The following is a 15,697-nucleotide window of genomic DNA, read 5'->3' on the forward strand; positions in this document are numbered from 1 at the left end:
GGCTTGTGTAATGCTGTTTTCCCTCCCATACGTTACCGCTTTGTACTTGTCGAGTATGTAGGTGCTGCCTATAACTACTTCGCGTACGGTTTAGCGAGTTTATAACATTGTTATTCTTATCCCGCCCGGCGCTTCTCGTCCTCGGCACCGCCCTGGCGGCGGCGAGTGGGGGCTACTTTGTCGTTGCCGAAGCGGTAGGAGAACGATAAGGTAGCTACGCGGGAGTCGCGGCTTTGGTAGAACCGCTCGGCGTAGTTGTTGTAGGTGGACGTGGCCCGCGTAACGCTGGTAAAGAAAATGTCGGTGACGTTGAGCTTGAAGGTGCCCTTCCGGTCCCAGGCCGACTTTTGAATGCCCGCCGTAACCTCGCCCTGGGGCCGCAGCCGGAAGAAACCATACACCTCCGCCGATTGGTACCGGGCGCTCAAATCAGCACTCCACCCTTTGCCAAGCGTGAAGGAGCTGTTGGAGGTGATGCTGTAGGCCGCTTTGCCCGCGTTGAGGTCGGTACCGGCTAAGGAGCCCCTGAAGCGGTTGTAATACAGCACTGCGTTGTTATTCATGGTCCACCACTTGGCAAGTTCCAGCGGCGCGTTCAGCGTGAGGGCCACGTAGTGCTGCTGGCCCAGGTTCTGGTTGGTTGATACAATGGCGCGGGTGCTGTCGTCGGCGGGCTGCACCGTGTTGATGATGGGGTCGGACGTAAGGCTGTAGCTCACGCCGAGGCTGTACTTTTGAAGGTAGGTGTGCGTCAGCTCGAAGTTGTAGCTGGTTTGGGGGCGCAGGTTGGGGTTGCCGGCGCCGTACGTGGTAGCGTCAATGTACGAGCGGAACGGGTTCAGCTGCCCGTACGAAGGCCGGTCGATGCGGCGGCTCAACGACAGCGAGGTTTCTTGCTTGGGCGTGAACGTGCGTTTGATGGCGGCGCTAGGGAAAAACTGAAAGTAGTTGCGGTCGAAGCCTTCGGCTGGGTTTTCGGGGCGGCCCGTAACGTTGGTTTGCTCGCCGCGCAGGCCGCCTTGCAGGTTCCAGCCGGGTAGGGTGTAGTTCACATTGACGTAGCCCGCATTGATGTTCTCATCATAAATGAAATGATTGGAGCGGCGCGGGTCCCGGACCAGCCCGACGCCATCGGTGCCCGGAACCCGAAACAGTACGTCATTATCGGAGCGTACCCAACTCACTTTGCCGCCCGCTTCCAGGCGCAGCTGCTTGCTGACGGGGTGGGTGTAATCAACCTTCACCGACTGAATGGTGAGGCCGCCTTGCTGGTTGCCGTCCAGCAAATCAGTGGAGTCTTTGGGCAAGAAATACAGCGTGTTGAGCTGTTGCAGGCGGCGCGTATCGTAGTAGGCGTAGTCGGCATCGGCGGTTAGCTCGCGCGGGCCCGCCGAGTCGGAGGCGAAGGTGTGGCGCAGGTTGAGGTTACCGGCAATGTTGGAGGTGATGTAGCTACGGTCGTTGGTGGAGCGGTAGCGGGCCAGCGGGTTGCTGAGGGCGTTGAACTGCTCGGTGTAATTGGTGCCGTCCTGCACGGTGTTGTATTGCTGCCCGTTCACGGTGCCTCCCACCACCGTATGCTCGCCGAGGGTATAGTCGAGCCCGGCTTTCCAGGTGTGGGAGCGGCCTTGGTTGTGCGAGAAGTTTTCTTGGAGCGTACTGCCTGCAAAAAGCTTCTGCTGATCGGAGTAGCTGAAGAAGCTACGGTTGATGTTCAGGGCACTGGCGTTTTCGCGGTCGGCGTAGGAGTAGCTCCCGAACAGGTTCAGCTTTTGGTGCCGATGGTTCACGGACAAGCCCGTCACGTACTTGCCGTTATTGCTGTTGTTGAAGCGGCTCAGGCCGTAGCTGGCATTCAGGGTGCCGTTGGTGCCTTGGCGCTGGTCTTTCTTGAGGTTGATGGCAATGATGCCGGCCCCGCCCTGCGCATCGTACTTGGCAGGCGGGTTGGTAATCAGCTCGATATTTTTCACTTGGTCGGCGGGCAGGGCACGCAGGTAGTCTGCCAGTTCGGAACCCGTCATGGGCTGGCGCTTGCCGTCGATGAGCACCAGCACGCCCTGGCGGCCTTTAAGGGCCAGGTTGTCGTTGCCGTCCACGGTGACGCCCGGCGCCCGGCCCAGCACTTCCAGCGAGCTGGCCCCGGCAGCCAAGGTGCTGCCTTCCACGTTCACAATGGTCCGGTCGGCGAGGCGCTCGAACATCGGTTTCTGACCTACTACGGTGACTTCTTGCAGGTTGGTGGCCTTGCTGGCTTGCAGCGTAAAGGCCGGCAGCTTCACCTCCGTGGCAGCCACCTCAAACGGCGCACTCCACTGCCGCACGAACCCCACTTGCGAGGCCAACACCACATAGCGGCCGGGTGATACGGTTGTCAGCCGAAAGGCACCTTTGTCGTCGCTGAAGTCGGATTTTACAACTACAGAATCAGTGGCGCGGTGCAGGGTGAGCGTGGCAAATGGCACCGCCCGGCCTGAAGTTTCGTGTACTGAGCCGCTCACAGCACCAACTTGTTGCGCAGTGGCAGCTCGGGCGGAAATGAGAATTGCGGCAACCAGAAGTCCGGCGGACAAGGACGCACGTAGCCGCATGAAGAAATTCTTGTTCATGGGTGATAAAGTCGAAGGGAAGGAGAAACCGAATGAATTTGCTTGCTACATCCTGATTATGAGCGCGCAAGGCATGGCAGTAGCCATAGTAGCTACCAGCCGGCGGCATCCTGAGCGTAGGCCATAGCTCAGGGTGCAGATGGATACAGGGCTATATTCTTGTTCTACGAAACTGTTCGTACAAATAAATACGAATAGTTTCGTAGATGCAATAGGTTGACGAGTTTTTCTTTGAAGCTATTGTGGTTGAGTTGTAGCGTTTAGCGCGGTTCTATTCTGAATTGGCTCCGGGGTAGGTTCGGCGCCCGCGAGGCAGTTGCTATAAATTCGTTCGAGCAGTGGGCGCATAACAGCTAAATCCGCTTCCGAAAGGCCTTCCAGCGCCACCTGCCGGTTGCTGAGCACCACGGGCTGCACGGCATCCAGGGTGCGCAACCCCTTCTCCGACACCCGTAACCGGTTCCGGCGGCCATCATGGGGGAGCGGCTCCGCAGCCAGCAAGCCACTTTTGAGCATCAGGCTAATCATGCGGGCCACCGAAGCCTGGTCTTTGAAAACCCGCTCGGCAATGTCGGTTTGGGTGAGGTCGTCGTGTTCCTGAATCACGCGCAGCACCAGCCATTGGTCGATGGTAATGGCAATGCCCGCCCGGTCGATGTTGGCCTGAGCCATCTTGCGGTACTGACGGATGGCCTTGTCGAGCGAATAGAAGATGATGCTGGATAGCATGCGTGTTGGTATTAAATAGATTGTTACTGTAAAGATGTATGATATATCATTGAAGTTGCCTGAAGTAAGAAATATTTTTTCGGCGGCGCAGATGTGGGGCCTCACCCCCCCGGCCCCCTCTCCGAAAAAGGAGATGGGGAGACTAGAGTCTATAAGAATTACCTATTTCACTTCAAACGTGTTATCGGCCTTGTGCTTGTCGGGGACGTAGGTGCTGCCCAGGACCACTTTGCGTACGGTTTGTTTGGTGGCTACCGGCACGGTTACGGTGGTGTTACCGGCCTGCCACACGGCTACGGTGCGGTGGATTTTCTCGGTTTTGCCATCGGCAAAAGTTACGGTCAGGTCCACCGGGACGGGTTTGGTGCCTTTGGCGGTTACCAGCACGTTGTAGCCGGTGCTGGTTTTGCTGACGCTGGTAATGGACAGGTCGGGGTAGCCGTCGTCGAAAAACCAGCGCTGCCAGAACCAGTTCAGGTTTTGGCCAGCCCCCGTGTTCATCGAGTTGAAGAAATCATAGGGCATGGGGTGCTTGCCGTGCCAGTTACGGATGTAGGTGTGCAGGGCCTTGGTGAATAGCTCGTCACCGAGCAAATCCTTCACGTAGAGGTAGCCCAGGGCCGGCTTGGGGTAGGAATTCAGGAAGAACGCGGTGCCGTTTTGGAGGGTGCTGAGCGTGGTGACGGGCACATCGAATTCCTGCGCCGAGCCGCGGGCGTAGGGCTCCACCCCGTAGTCGTCCTCGAAACCGGGCTTGATGAGGCCGGACACAATCCACTCGCCAATGGTAGCCCAGCCCTCGTCCATCCAGCCGTACTTGGTTTCGTTGGTGCCCATGTAGAACGGAAACATGGTGTGGAATACCTCGTGGTCGGTGAGGGTAATGGCGTCGTCGCGGGTGGCCACGGGGTTGTCGTTCACCATCATGGGGTACTCCATCTGGTCGAGGCCGTCGAACACGGTTTCGTGGGCGTAGGGGAAGGGCCACTTCGGAAAGGTGTAGCTCATGGCTTCCACAGTCTGGCGCGTGAACTGCACCACTTCCTCGAAATCCTTGTGTTTGGGATTGTACACGGCATCGACGCGGGTACGGCGCTTGGTGGCGGCATCCACCACGAGGCTACTGGCCTGCCACACGTAATGGTCGGCGGTGGCAAACACAAAATCCGTTACGTCCTGCGCTTCAAAGCGCCAGGTGTTCTGAGGACTAGCGGCGGTAATGTCTTGGCGCTTAAGGTCGTCGGGGCCGATGATGGTGCTGATGCCGTCTTGCTGCTCGGCTTGCTGCAGGCGTTGCACGTATTTTGGGGCCAAGACCTGGCTGGTGTTTTTTAAATCACCAGTGGCCCACACCACAAAGTTGCGCGGTACCGTAATGGCGGCCCGGAAGGTGCAAAAGTCGTTGTAGAACTCCTGGGAGCCGTTGTAATCCGTGGTGTTCCAGCCGTCGAGGTCGTCGTACACGGCAATGCGCGGGAAGAAATACGCCACAAAAGCCGCGCCCGGCTCTATTTCGCCGGTGCGGATGTGGGAGCCTTTGTTGAGGACGTAGGAGTACGCTACGCGCACCGGCAGGCTGCCACCCGGTGCCAACGGTTTCGGCAGCTTCACGGGCATGTTGGTGGCCTGAATGGTCAGTTTGCGCACATCCTGCGCCTGCCCGCCCAGGCTGAGCGCTTCAACTTGCACTCCTTCACTCACATCCTCGGGGCTGATGCGGTTGACGCGCGGGGCGCCTTTCTGGTAAAGATTGGGATAGAGCCGAAATTGCAGCAGCCGGAGCGAATCGGGGCTGGCGTTGCGGTACACGATGTCCACGGTGCCCGCCACTTTGCGCGTAGCTGGGTCGAAGCTGACGTTGAGGTCGTACTCGGCGGAATTTTGCCAGTACCGGGGGCCCGGCGCGCCGGTAACAGAGCGGGTGCCTTTCGTGTACGTGGCTTGCAGATCGAGCGGAACGGGTAGCTGCTGGCCGAGGCTGGGTAATGTGGCAGCAAGGGCCAGTACGGCAGGCAGGATAGTGGGGAACTTCATGCGGAAAGAATATTTCTACAAAAGTAACCATAGTCCAGTGGGGCTGGGCGGGAGGCGGACCTCACCCCCCAGCCCCCTCTCCAAAAGAGAGGGGGAGCCTGACGTCTTTTATGTCGGTAGGTTTACTTGAAGTGCTTGCTGCTCGGTACTGCTACACGCTTACCAACCCGGCGGGCGTCAGCTCCTGCTCGCCGTGCCAGCGGTAGGCCACCAACTCGCCGCCTTTCGCCACGCTGTAATCCAGGCAGACGGCGTGGGGGCCTAGTACCTGGGGCGTGCCGCGCAGCCAATAATGGCCGAAGAATACAGGTGTATCGTCCTGGTAGTGCCAGGCATCGGTGAGGGCAGCGTAGTCAACGGGCAGTGGGTTCAGGGACTCGATGGGCTCCAGGTAGTACTCCTGATAGGTGCACTGCTGCGGGTCGCGCCACCAGCGGGTGCGCATTTTGGTGCGGGCGTGGCCGTCTTTGTCGTGAAAGGAAACGGCGGGAGGGAGGTTGACTTCCTTGCCTTTGAGCGTGTCTTCCACGGCCTGATATTCGGGCGTGCCGCGCTGGGAGCTACGCAGCAGAAAGGCATCGGTGAGGCGGGCGTCGGGCAACTGTTGGCGCAGATATTCGATGTGGCGCGGGTCCCAGCAGGCGTGCACCACGCGCAAGCCCGGCAACTCCAGAAACAGCGGTAACGTCTTGAACCACTCAATATAGTCCTGCCACTGCGCCCAGCCTTCCCGGGTGCTGAAGGCTTCCAGCGTTTTGTAGTGCTGCATAATGTTGCGCGCCATGTGGGGCCGCAGATGGCCGCCCTGCGGGTGCTTTTCGTGGAAGCAGATGGCGTTGTACTCGTGGTTGCCCATCACCGCCAGGGCCGCGCCACCGTCCACCATACCGCGCACAATTTCCAGCGTTTCCCGAATGTTCGGCCCCCGGTCAATAAAGTCACCCACGAAAATCACCTGCCGGTTGGGGTGCCGGTACACGCCTTGTTCCAGCGTATAGCCAAGCTTGGCCAGCATGGCGCGCAGCTCGTGGGCGTGCCCGTGAATGTCACCGATGATGTCGTACATGGGTTTGTTGATCTAGGGTATTCACTACCAAATGATTCTAAAAACTAGTTCCCCTCCTTAGCTGAGGGGCTAGGGGTGGTTGAAGAACTAGAGCTAAAAAGCTAAGGCTAGTACTCGTTCAATGGTTGTTCAACCACCTCTAACCCCTCCTCAGCTAAGGAGGGGAACTGGTTTTTAGTTTTACTTCAGGCGGACCAGCGTGGCGCCGTAGCCGAACTTCTCTTTGCGGGAGTCCTCGAAGAATTTGATGTCCTTGTTGCGGCTCAGCAGCTTGTGGATTTCCTTGCGGAGCGTGCCGCTGCCCGAGCCGTGGATGAACACAATTTCGTGCATGTTGGTGGCCAAAGCGCGGCTCAAGGCATCTTCAAACGCTTCTATTTGCAGCTTCAGGATGGCCGTGTTGGAAAGCTCCTGAGCGCCTTCGGGCTGGAGGGCTTCCAGGTGCAGGTCCACCTCGTGGGGCGGCGCCACTATGGCTTTGGCGGGCTCCGGAGCGGGGGCTACGGCGGCGGGTTTGGCGGGCGCATTGCCACTGAGCTGCGCTTTTAAGGTTTCAGCTAGCTTGTCGGGGGCAATGGCCACCGGGGCGGCGGGCTTCTCATCCAGCTGAAACAGGTAGGCATCTTGCTTGAGCACCGGCGCCTCGCGGCGGCTGGTGTAGAAGCTGCCGGCCCGGAACTGGGTGCGTTTGGTTAGTAGCTCATAGGCCGTGTTGCCGTTTACCTGGTGCGGCAGCAACTGCACCACCAAGGCCGGCCACTGGTCGAAATCCTTAAGGTGGAAGTGCCCCAGCGCCGCACTAACGGCTTTCGGGCCGAGCTTGTCGGAAGTCAGGCCGCGGTATTGCTCGCGCCGCTCCTCGCCGTAGGTGAACAGCACATCGGTATCGGTATTGTTGATGACGTGCACCGACAGTAATTCCGGCGACTGGTGGGTAAGCGCCAAATACAGGCCTTTGGGGGCCGGCTGCGCCACCGTGGCCTTGGGCGGCGTAGGCTGTTCAGCTTTGCTCTGGGCAGACGCACCTGGCTGCGGCATTTTAGGCTGTGCTGCCTTCGCCGATTTGGCGGCCTTCGCGGCTTTGGCTACGTCGCGCGGGGCTACGGGGCCTTGGGAAGAAGTGCCGAATGCCTTTTGCTCGTCGGCGGCTATTACCACCACCTCGCGGCGCAGCACCGGAATGGTAAAATCATTGTCGATGGCCACTTCCACCAGCTCGTCGCTGAGCAGGCGGGTAATGATGCCTTGCTCACGGCCGGTTAACAGGCGTACTCTATCTCCTACGTTCATGAATCACAGATTTAAACAGGTGTATCGGATTACGCGCATTCCCAGGAAAGGTGGGCGCGCTTGCTTCCAACAAAGCAAAAGTCGGAAAGAAAAAGTCGGCACTGGGCCCAGGCTGGAAAATACGGCCCAGACGCAGGCAGTGGCCATTATAAAACGTGCGCATCCTGCATACAGCCAACCCGGCGCGGCTGCTCACGGCCGTTTCTCAATAATATAGGCCGTGCGCCACGAAACCGCGCCGCTTGTTCCATTCCAGCGCTGGGGCGGGCAGATGGAAGATGCTGGCCACGTAGAATACCCGCCGTAGCAGCTTGCTACGGGTGGGGATACGGCGCAGGTCTACGTCCAGCGTGAGGTAGTACTGCCGGTAGGCGTGCAGGCCGGCGGCGGCGTTGGTGGCGGGGTCGTTGAACACCATTTGCTGGGCGCCGTAGCCCACGGCCGGTTGCAGCCAGCGGGGCCAGCGCGAAGTAGCAGGTAGCCAGGCCCCCACGTCGGCACACAGCCAGTAGGTTTGGCCGTTGTAGTCTTTCAGGTGCTGCTCGGCCAGGCTCCGGCCCAGCACGTTGGGCCGGCGGGCAGCGTAGGGCGTGGTATGAAACGAGTATTTGGGCATGATGCGTACCTCGCCCCAGGCCAGTTGCTGCCCAATCAAACCCGCTGACCCCAGAAAGTTGGCCGCCAAGTCAGAGGCCGACGCGCCGTAGGCGGGGTCCCGGCCGTCGAGCAGCTCGATGGGACTTTGCAGCAGAAACCCCACAAAGCCGCCGTACCAGAGGGCCCGCCGGTCGGGTACGCCGGCCCAGCGCAGCATATCCACGGCGCCGCGGCTCTGGTGAAAAGCGCCCCAGAAGTGGCCCGCCTTGTCCATCTGCTTCCACTCCGGCAAGTCGTTGAACCAGTGGAGCTTGGTTTTCTCGCCGGTGTACCACGCCTCGCTCAGCGCATACACAAGGCCGGTGTACGTGACGGCCAAGCCCCCTACCAGCAGTGGCAAGCGGCGGTTGAGGCGCGCAGCAGTGGTATCAGCAGCAGGCGCCCCCGCAGTGGTTAGTGAGTCGGGAACGGGCGGTTGGGCCAGAGCGTGTAGCGGCAGTAAGCTACTTGCCAGCAACAAGCCCAGCCACCGACGGAGTGGGCTAGGGGAGAGGCGCAAAGCAAGCTGAACCAGACAGAACACGGCAAAGTTGAAGTAGACCGCCAAAGCTACGAACAAAAGCACCGGCCGGCTTGTCAGCTGAAAGGGCAGATTGAGTACCTTTACTGGCTTTTACTGCATTTTTTCTGTGGCTGAATTCCCGTTCAGCTTTTCCCAATTCCCACTCACTTTTTTTCATGAAAGCACTTCGACTTTTAGGTAGCCTTTGGCTATTACTGCTCACCCCGTGGCTGGCGCAGGCCCAAGTTGTCACGGCCCAGCCCACCTTCTTTCAAGACAACACCCCTGTCACGCTCACCTTCGATGCCAGCCAGGGCAACGCCGCGCTGGCCAATTTCACGGGCCCGGTATACATCTGGACCGGCGTTATCACCAACCTCAGCACCTCACCTTCCGACTGGAAATACGTGAAAAGCCCGTCGTTCGGTACCGCCGACCCGGCCGCTCTGATGACGCGCGACGCCACCAACCCCAACCTCTACCGCATCACGTTCACGCCCCGCACGTTTTACGGAGTGCCGGCCACCGAGCAGATGCTGAAGCTGGCCATGATTTTCAAGAATGCCGATGGCAGTACCGTCGGCCGCGGCCCCAACGGCAGCGACATTTTTGTGGATGTATTTCAAGGGGGCTTGGGTGCCCGCATTGTAACGCCCGCCGCGGGCGGCGCAACGCAGGTAGTGGCGCCGGGTGCTACGGTCAACGTAACGGGTGAGGCCTCGACGGCCGCGCAGCTTACGTTTCGGCTCAACGGCACCCAGGTAGCGCAGCAAGCTTCCGCTACCACGCTCAGCACGCCGGTTACGCTCACGCAGGCTGGCCGCAACGTGGTACGCTTCACGGCCGTGAGCGGCACAACCACCGTATCGGACTCTTTGATTGTGCTGGTGCGGCCCACCGTAAATGTGGCGGCCTTACCAGCTGGGGCTAAAAAGGACGGCATCACCTACCTGAACGGCGGTACTTCCGTTATTCTGAGCCTTACGGCGCCCAACAAGCAGTTTGTGTACGTCCTCGGCGAATTCAACAACTGGCAGCAAACCAGTGCCGGCTTCATGAACCGCACCGCCGATACCGACGCCGCCAATGGCCGCTGGTGGGTGCAAATCAATGGCCTCACGCCGGGCCAGGAGTATGCCTACCAGTACGAAATCGACGGCGCCCTGCGCGTAGCCGACCCGTACTGCGAGAAGGTGCTGGACCCCAGCAACGACCGATTTATTCCGGCCATTACCTACCCCAACCTGCGCGCGTATCCCGCTGGCACCACGGGCATTGTATCGGTGTTGCAAACCAACCAGACGCCCTATCAGTGGCAGGTAAATAACTTCCAGAAGCCGGCGCGCACCGATTTAGTGGTGTACGAGCTGCACCTGCGCGACTTCATTGCCCGCCACGACTACCAAACCCTGCGCGATACGCTGGGCTACCTCCAGCGCCTGGGCGTGAACTGCATCGAGCTGATGCCGGTGAATGAGTTTGAAGGCAACGACTCCTGGGGCTACAACCCCTCGTTCTACTTCGCCCCCGATAAGTACTACGGCACCAAGGACGCCCTGAAAAACTTCATCGACGAAGCCCACCGCCGCGGTATGGCCGTGGTGCTCGACATGGTGCTAAACCACAGCTGCGGCCAGAGCCCGATGGTGCAGATGTACTTCGACAACGGCAACCCGTCCACCACGTCGCCGTGGTTCAACCGCACTGCCACGCACCCCTACAACGTGTGCTACGACTTCAACCACGAAAGTCCGTTTACCAAATATTTCAGCAAGCAGGTGATGACGTTCTGGTTGCAGGAATACCGCATTGATGGCTACCGGTTTGATCTAAGCAAGGGCTTCACCCAATTCAATTCCGGTTCCAATGAAGCCCTGATGGCCGCCTACGACCAGTCGCGCATCAACATCTGGCTGGACTACTACAACCACCTGGTTTCCGTTAGCCCAACGCTGTACCCCATTCTGGAGCACTTTGCCGACAACAGCGAGGAAACCGTGCTGGCCAACGCCGGCCTCATGATTTGGGGAAATTCGAACGGCCCCTACAACGAGGCTTCAATGGGCTACAACACCAATTCCAACTTCAGCAGCGGCTACTTTGGCGCCCGTAACTGGCAGTTCCCGCACCTGGTTACCTACATGGAAAGCCACGACGAGGAGCGGACGATGTACAAGAACATCACCTTCGGCAACCAGGCGGGCGCGCCAGCCTACGATGTGCGCAACCAGGCTACCGCGCTGGCCCGGCAGGAAGCGGCGGCGGCCTTCTTCTTCACGGTGCCCGGCCCGAAAATGGTGTGGCAATTCGGGGAAGTGGGCTATGATGTGGACATCAACTTCAACGGCCGGACCGGCCAGAAGCCCATCCGCTGGAACTATTACCAGGAGGCTAACCGCCGCAAACTGTTCAACGTGTACCGCGAGCTGATTGCGTTGCGCAAAACCCAGCCGGTGTTCAAAACCGGTACGTTCACCCAGCAAGTAGGTGGTGCCACCAAGTCCATCCACCTCACCGACCCGAACCTGAGCGTGACGGTCATCGGCAACTTCGACGTGGTAGCTCAGCCCATCAACCCCGAATTCCAGCGCACCGGCAAGTGGTACAACTACCTCACCGGCGACAGTATCACGGTAGCTAATGCTACGGCTCCGCTTACGTTGCAGCCCGGCCAATACGCTGTATATACCTCGCGCCTCATCAAGAAAAGCACCGTGCTAGGCACAAAGGCTCGTGCCACAGACGCCCTGCGCCTCACGGCCGCGCCCAACCCCAGCAGCACTACCGCCTTGCTCCACTACGAGCTAACCGCGCCGGCCACCGTTACAGTTACCGTGCAAAACCTATTGGGTAGCACGCTACGGACCATCAAGGTGGGTACGCGCCAGGCCACCGGCCAGCACGAACTGAATCTGCCTGTCCGGGACCTAGCCAACGGCGTGTATCTCATTCGCCTGAATGCCGGCCCGCTCACCCAAACCACCCGCTTGGTCGTGCAGCACTAAGTTTTAGTGCTTAGAAAACTGGCAATAGTCATTACCCGAACGATGTAGAGACGCGACACTTCGCGTCTCAGTGTTGCTGAGGTTGTTTACCCTGGTTATCCAAATGGCGCAGACGCCGAGACGCGAAGTGTCGCGTCTCTACATCGTTCAGACAAAGGCTGTAAATACAAAAAGGCCCAATTCCATCAGGAATTGGGCCTTTTCTTTAACAATCAATATCAGAGCAAAGTAGCCTACTAAGCACTAAGCACTAAGCACTAAGCCAGCTTGCTTTCGTGGTACGATACCAGGTCGTCGATAGGGGAGCGGATGATTTTGCCGACTTCCATACCGTGGTTGCGGGCCGCCTGGGCCAGCGCGTCGCGGAAGTTGTAGCCCACCGAGCCGATGCAGTTGAAAGTGTACTGCTGGTAGTCGGGATAATGCACTACCAGGTTGTCGAAGAAGGTTTCGAAGCCTTGCAGCACAATTTCGCGGCAGTAGCTGATGTTGTTGTGGTCGTAGGCGAACTTGGCGAAGCTGGCCAGAAAGCGGTTCGGCAGCGGCTGGTTGTAAAGCCGGTCGATAACGTCTTCGCGGGTGAGGTTGAATTCCTGCTTGAAGATTTCCTGCAAGCCATCAGGTAGCAAACCGCGCAGATAGTCGCGCAGCAGGCGCTTGCCAATAAACGAGCCTGAACCTTCGTCGCCGAGGAAGTAGCCCAATGAATCCACGTTATACGTGATTTTTTCGCCGTCGTAAAGGCAGGAGTTGGTGCCAGTACCCAGGATGGCCGCAAAGCCGGGCTTGTCGCCGAGTAAGGCGTGAGCTGCGGCCAGCAGGTCTTCGGCCACTTGGGCTTTGCAGTTCGGAAAAACTTGGCGCATGGCCGCGGCTACCCGTTCGGCCTTCTCCGCATTCGATACGCCCGCACCATAGTAATATACTTGCGTTACTTCCTCACGCGGGAGCGTATCAGGCAGATTTTTATCGAGCGACGCCGCAATGGTTTCGGTGCCTACAAAATCGGGGTTGTACCCTTCGGTATTAAAAAACACCCGGTTTCCGGTTCCATCAAGTTGGCACCAGTTGGTTTTAGTCGAGCCGCCGTCGGCAATTAGAATCATGAGCGTGGGAAGAAAAGGGTGAGACAAACAACCAGCTTTACTCTAGAGAAGCTGAAGAGGATGCTGCGCGAAAGTACAGGATGTGCGCACTTTCGCAACTATAGTCGGCAGACAGTGCTGCTACGAAGCATAGCATAAAAAAGGCCACTACGAAGCAGTGGCCTTTTTCAAGAAGTTTACTCGTAACCGTTTACTGACTCAACGTGTAAGTCATGGTAGCCAGGTTCAGCGTAATTGTATAGGTGCCGGTCGTTGGCACCGTAATGTTGTTGCCACCGGAGTTCAACGGACCAGTACCGCTGGCATTGCGGGCGGTGTTGGATCCGTAGTTGGTGCCCCAGTCGTTGTTGAGGCGAAATTTAAATTCACCGGCATTCAGGACGCGCGTCACTTTATAGGTTCTCGAGTCGCAGTTGTAGGTGAGTGGAACGTCTGTGTTCCAATCAACGCCGGCAGGACCAATGATAGACCACCGGTCAGAGTTTGGGGGCAAGCATACTGTGTAACCAGTTGCAGTAAGTGCTACGGGGGCCGAAGTGAAAGAATTGTTGCTACCAGAGTTGATTACGGTAGCCAGGCGCACCTGAACGGGAGTAGCTGTTCCGGGCGTTACGCCAATAGTGGTAAGAGCCGTGTTAAGCTGTTCTACTGTTACGGCGGTGGTAGGGCCGTTACCAGCCGGAATTGAAGCCGGAGCCCCAAAGCTGTTATCCGGCGTAGAAACCTGGAGCACGTAGCTCACGGTTGGTGCGTATGGATTGTCGGTATTCTGCCAGTTGAAAGACGAAACCGGGGTCCAGGTGTAGGTGACGGCCGTTTGGGCGCTGTTGGCCTGCTGCAATACTACCGTGTTGGTAGAAGCGCTAAGCGTAGGCAGGTTGGCAGGCGTCAGGGTTACCTGATCCTCGTCTTTATCGCAAGACGTCAGCGTGATGGCAGCCAGCGCGAACAAACCCGCGGCAGCCTGAGTGAACCACTTTTTCATGACTAAAAAATCTGTTGGGAAGGTGGGAATCAAGAAAATTGAGCTGCCCTTCCGATTAGCTCAACGGCAACCCGGAAAGGCAGCTACTCACTCTCTGTTAGTTGTAACCGGGGTTCTGTACCAGGTTCGGGTTAACGCTGATGTCGGCAACCGGAATCGGGAACAGGTTGCGGGAGTTGTCTACGGCACGGCCGGCTGCTACCCCACCTTTCCAGGGCCACAGGTAAGCCGACGTGGTGAAGCGGCCGTACCGGATAAGGTCGGTGCGGCGGGTAGCTTCCCAGAACAACTCGCGGGAACGTTCGTTGAGTAGGAAGTCCAGCGTAAGTTGCGCAGCGGTGATGTTGCCAGCCGGGGTGTTTTTGAAGGCGCGCGTGCGTACCAAGTTCACGTAGGTCAGCGCCAGGTTCTGGTCGCCGCCGCCCCGCAGTGCTGCTTCGGCGTACATCAGGTACACGTCAGCCAAACGGAACATCGGGAAGTCGGTGTCCACAAAAGTCAGGTCGGTGCCAGTTACACCCGTCGAAGAAACGTTCTTGAACTTGATAGGCACGTAGCCATTCGAGAACGTAGTCAAGGAAGCAATTTCCAGCGTCTGGCCACCCGTTACAAACTTGCCACGGGTGTCAGCAGCCGTATCCGGGAACTGGCGCCACAGGCTAGACGTGGTGCGGATACCGCCCCAGCCACCGTTGATGCCGTAGCGCGCCGGGTTCCAGTTGGCATCGGCGGTGCCAGCCACAGCCGCGTGCGTCAGGAAGGTAGTGCCACCATAGGTTTGGGTGTTCTTGCCATCGTACACAATCGGGAAGATAATTTCCCGGCTGGTGTTGTTGTTGGTCCGGAACAGGTTGGCATACTGTGGCGTCAGAGAATAGAAACCATTATCGATGATACGCTTGGCGTAGGTGGCGCAGTCGTTGTAGCGAGCCGTACCCGTGTACACCTGGGCATTCAGATACAGCTTGGCCAGCAAGGTCCAGGCGGCAGCTTGGTCGGCACGACCGTAGCGGTTCTGGCCGGGAGCCAGTAGTTCGCCGTCAATGGCTTTCAGCTCCGACTCGATGTAGGCAAATAGCTCGGCGCGGTTGGTTTGCCGGGGTGGTGTAGTGCCCCCAATTTCGTCGTTTTCAGTAGCGAAAGGTACGTTGCCGTACAAGTCCAGCGCGTGGTAGTACGACAAAGCCCGCAGGAAGCGCACCTCGGCCCGGTAGGCTTTCACTGCATCAGCATCGGCGCCGGTAATGCCCCGCTCACTGAGTTTGGCGTCGGTAGCTTCGGCCAGGAAGCCGTTGCACAGCGTTACTTCGTACAGAATACGGCTGTAAAGGCCCCGGATCAGCACCCCGCTCGGAGTCCAGTTCATCAGGTGCCAGTCCTGCACGCCAGGGTCACCCCACTGGATTACCGCTTCGTCGGTGGTGAGTTCCTGGGCGCTCCACAACTGACGGATATAGTCGGAAGTACCTTGGTCGATACCCTGGATGTCACCGGTAGTAGCATCGGGGCCCTGGCCGCCCGTTACGGCGAAACCACTGTATACCTTAGCGGCTACTGCTTCGTAGCCCGCCCGGTCTTTGTACACGGTAGCCGTGCTGAGGTCGTATTTAGGAACACGGTCCAGGTCGTCGGTGCAGGAAGTAGTGGCCGCCAACGACGAAGAAACCAATGCTAGGGCCAGCATACGGCCCGTAATGTTCTTCTTTTTCATATA

At 58.5% G+C, this 15,697-nt stretch carries 10 protein-coding genes; 1 reads left to right on the top strand and 9 read right to left on the bottom strand.

Annotated elements, in window-relative coordinates:
* Positions 1 to 116: 116 nt before the first annotated feature.
* The 6 genes from J0X19_RS01015 to J0X19_RS01040 form a co-directional block, all read right to left on the bottom strand.
* Positions 117 to 2,609, bottom strand: a complete 2,493-nt coding sequence (locus J0X19_RS01015; RefSeq protein ID WP_206980020.1) for a TonB-dependent receptor — start codon at positions 2,607 to 2,609, stop codon at positions 117 to 119.
* 237 nt (positions 2,610 to 2,846) lie between these two features.
* Complete coding sequence (locus tag J0X19_RS01020; protein WP_206980021.1) at positions 2,847 to 3,338, bottom strand: MarR family winged helix-turn-helix transcriptional regulator; 492 nt, start codon at positions 3,336 to 3,338, stop codon at positions 2,847 to 2,849.
* A 162-nt stretch (positions 3,339 to 3,500) separates the two neighbouring features.
* Positions 3,501 to 5,372 (bottom strand): M1 family metallopeptidase, encoded by a 1,872-nt coding sequence (locus tag J0X19_RS01025; RefSeq protein ID WP_206980022.1) that lies wholly within the window; start codon positions 5,370 to 5,372, stop codon positions 3,501 to 3,503.
* Between the two features lie 151 nt (positions 5,373 to 5,523).
* Positions 5,524 to 6,438, bottom strand: coding sequence for a metallophosphoesterase (locus J0X19_RS01030; RefSeq protein ID WP_206980023.1), 915 nt, complete (start codon positions 6,436 to 6,438; stop codon positions 5,524 to 5,526).
* Positions 6,439 to 6,618: 180 nt separating this feature from the next.
* The gene (locus J0X19_RS01035) at positions 6,619 to 7,728 is read right to left on the bottom strand and encodes a Smr/MutS family protein (protein WP_206980024.1); all 1,110 of its coding nucleotides are present in this window, start codon (positions 7,726 to 7,728) and stop codon (positions 6,619 to 6,621) included.
* Positions 7,729 to 7,933: 205 nt separating this feature from the next.
* Complete coding sequence (locus J0X19_RS01040; protein ID WP_242581787.1) at positions 7,934 to 8,884, bottom strand: DUF2279 domain-containing protein; 951 nt, start codon at positions 8,882 to 8,884, stop codon at positions 7,934 to 7,936.
* A 179-nt stretch (positions 8,885 to 9,063) separates the two neighbouring features.
* Here J0X19_RS01040 and J0X19_RS01045 point away from each other — a divergent pair, with 179 nt between their 5' ends.
* Positions 9,064 to 11,892, top strand: a complete 2,829-nt coding sequence (locus J0X19_RS01045; protein ID WP_206980025.1) for a DUF4961 domain-containing protein — start codon at positions 9,064 to 9,066, stop codon at positions 11,890 to 11,892.
* Positions 11,893 to 12,149: 257 nt separating this feature from the next.
* Here J0X19_RS01045 and J0X19_RS01050 read toward each other — a convergent pair whose 3' ends face one another.
* The 3 genes from J0X19_RS01050 to J0X19_RS01060 form a co-directional block, all read right to left on the bottom strand.
* Entirely contained in the window at positions 12,150 to 12,998 is an 849-nt protein-coding gene (locus J0X19_RS01050) for an N-acetylglucosamine kinase (RefSeq protein ID WP_206980026.1), read from the bottom strand.
* A gap of 190 nt (positions 12,999 to 13,188) precedes the next feature.
* Entirely contained in the window at positions 13,189 to 13,983 is a 795-nt protein-coding gene (locus J0X19_RS01055; RefSeq protein WP_206980027.1) for a SusE domain-containing protein, read from the bottom strand.
* A gap of 97 nt (positions 13,984 to 14,080) precedes the next feature.
* Positions 14,081 to 15,694: a RagB/SusD family nutrient uptake outer membrane protein gene (locus tag J0X19_RS01060; protein ID WP_206980028.1), complete on the bottom strand. Its 1,614-nt coding sequence runs from the start codon at positions 15,692 to 15,694 to the stop codon at positions 14,081 to 14,083.
* Positions 15,695 to 15,697 lie beyond the last annotated feature (3 nt).

The sequence above is a fragment of the Hymenobacter telluris genome (genome assembly GCF_017313265.1).
In the GTDB taxonomy this organism is placed as follows: Bacteria; Bacteroidota; Bacteroidia; order Cytophagales; family Hymenobacteraceae; genus Hymenobacter; species Hymenobacter telluris.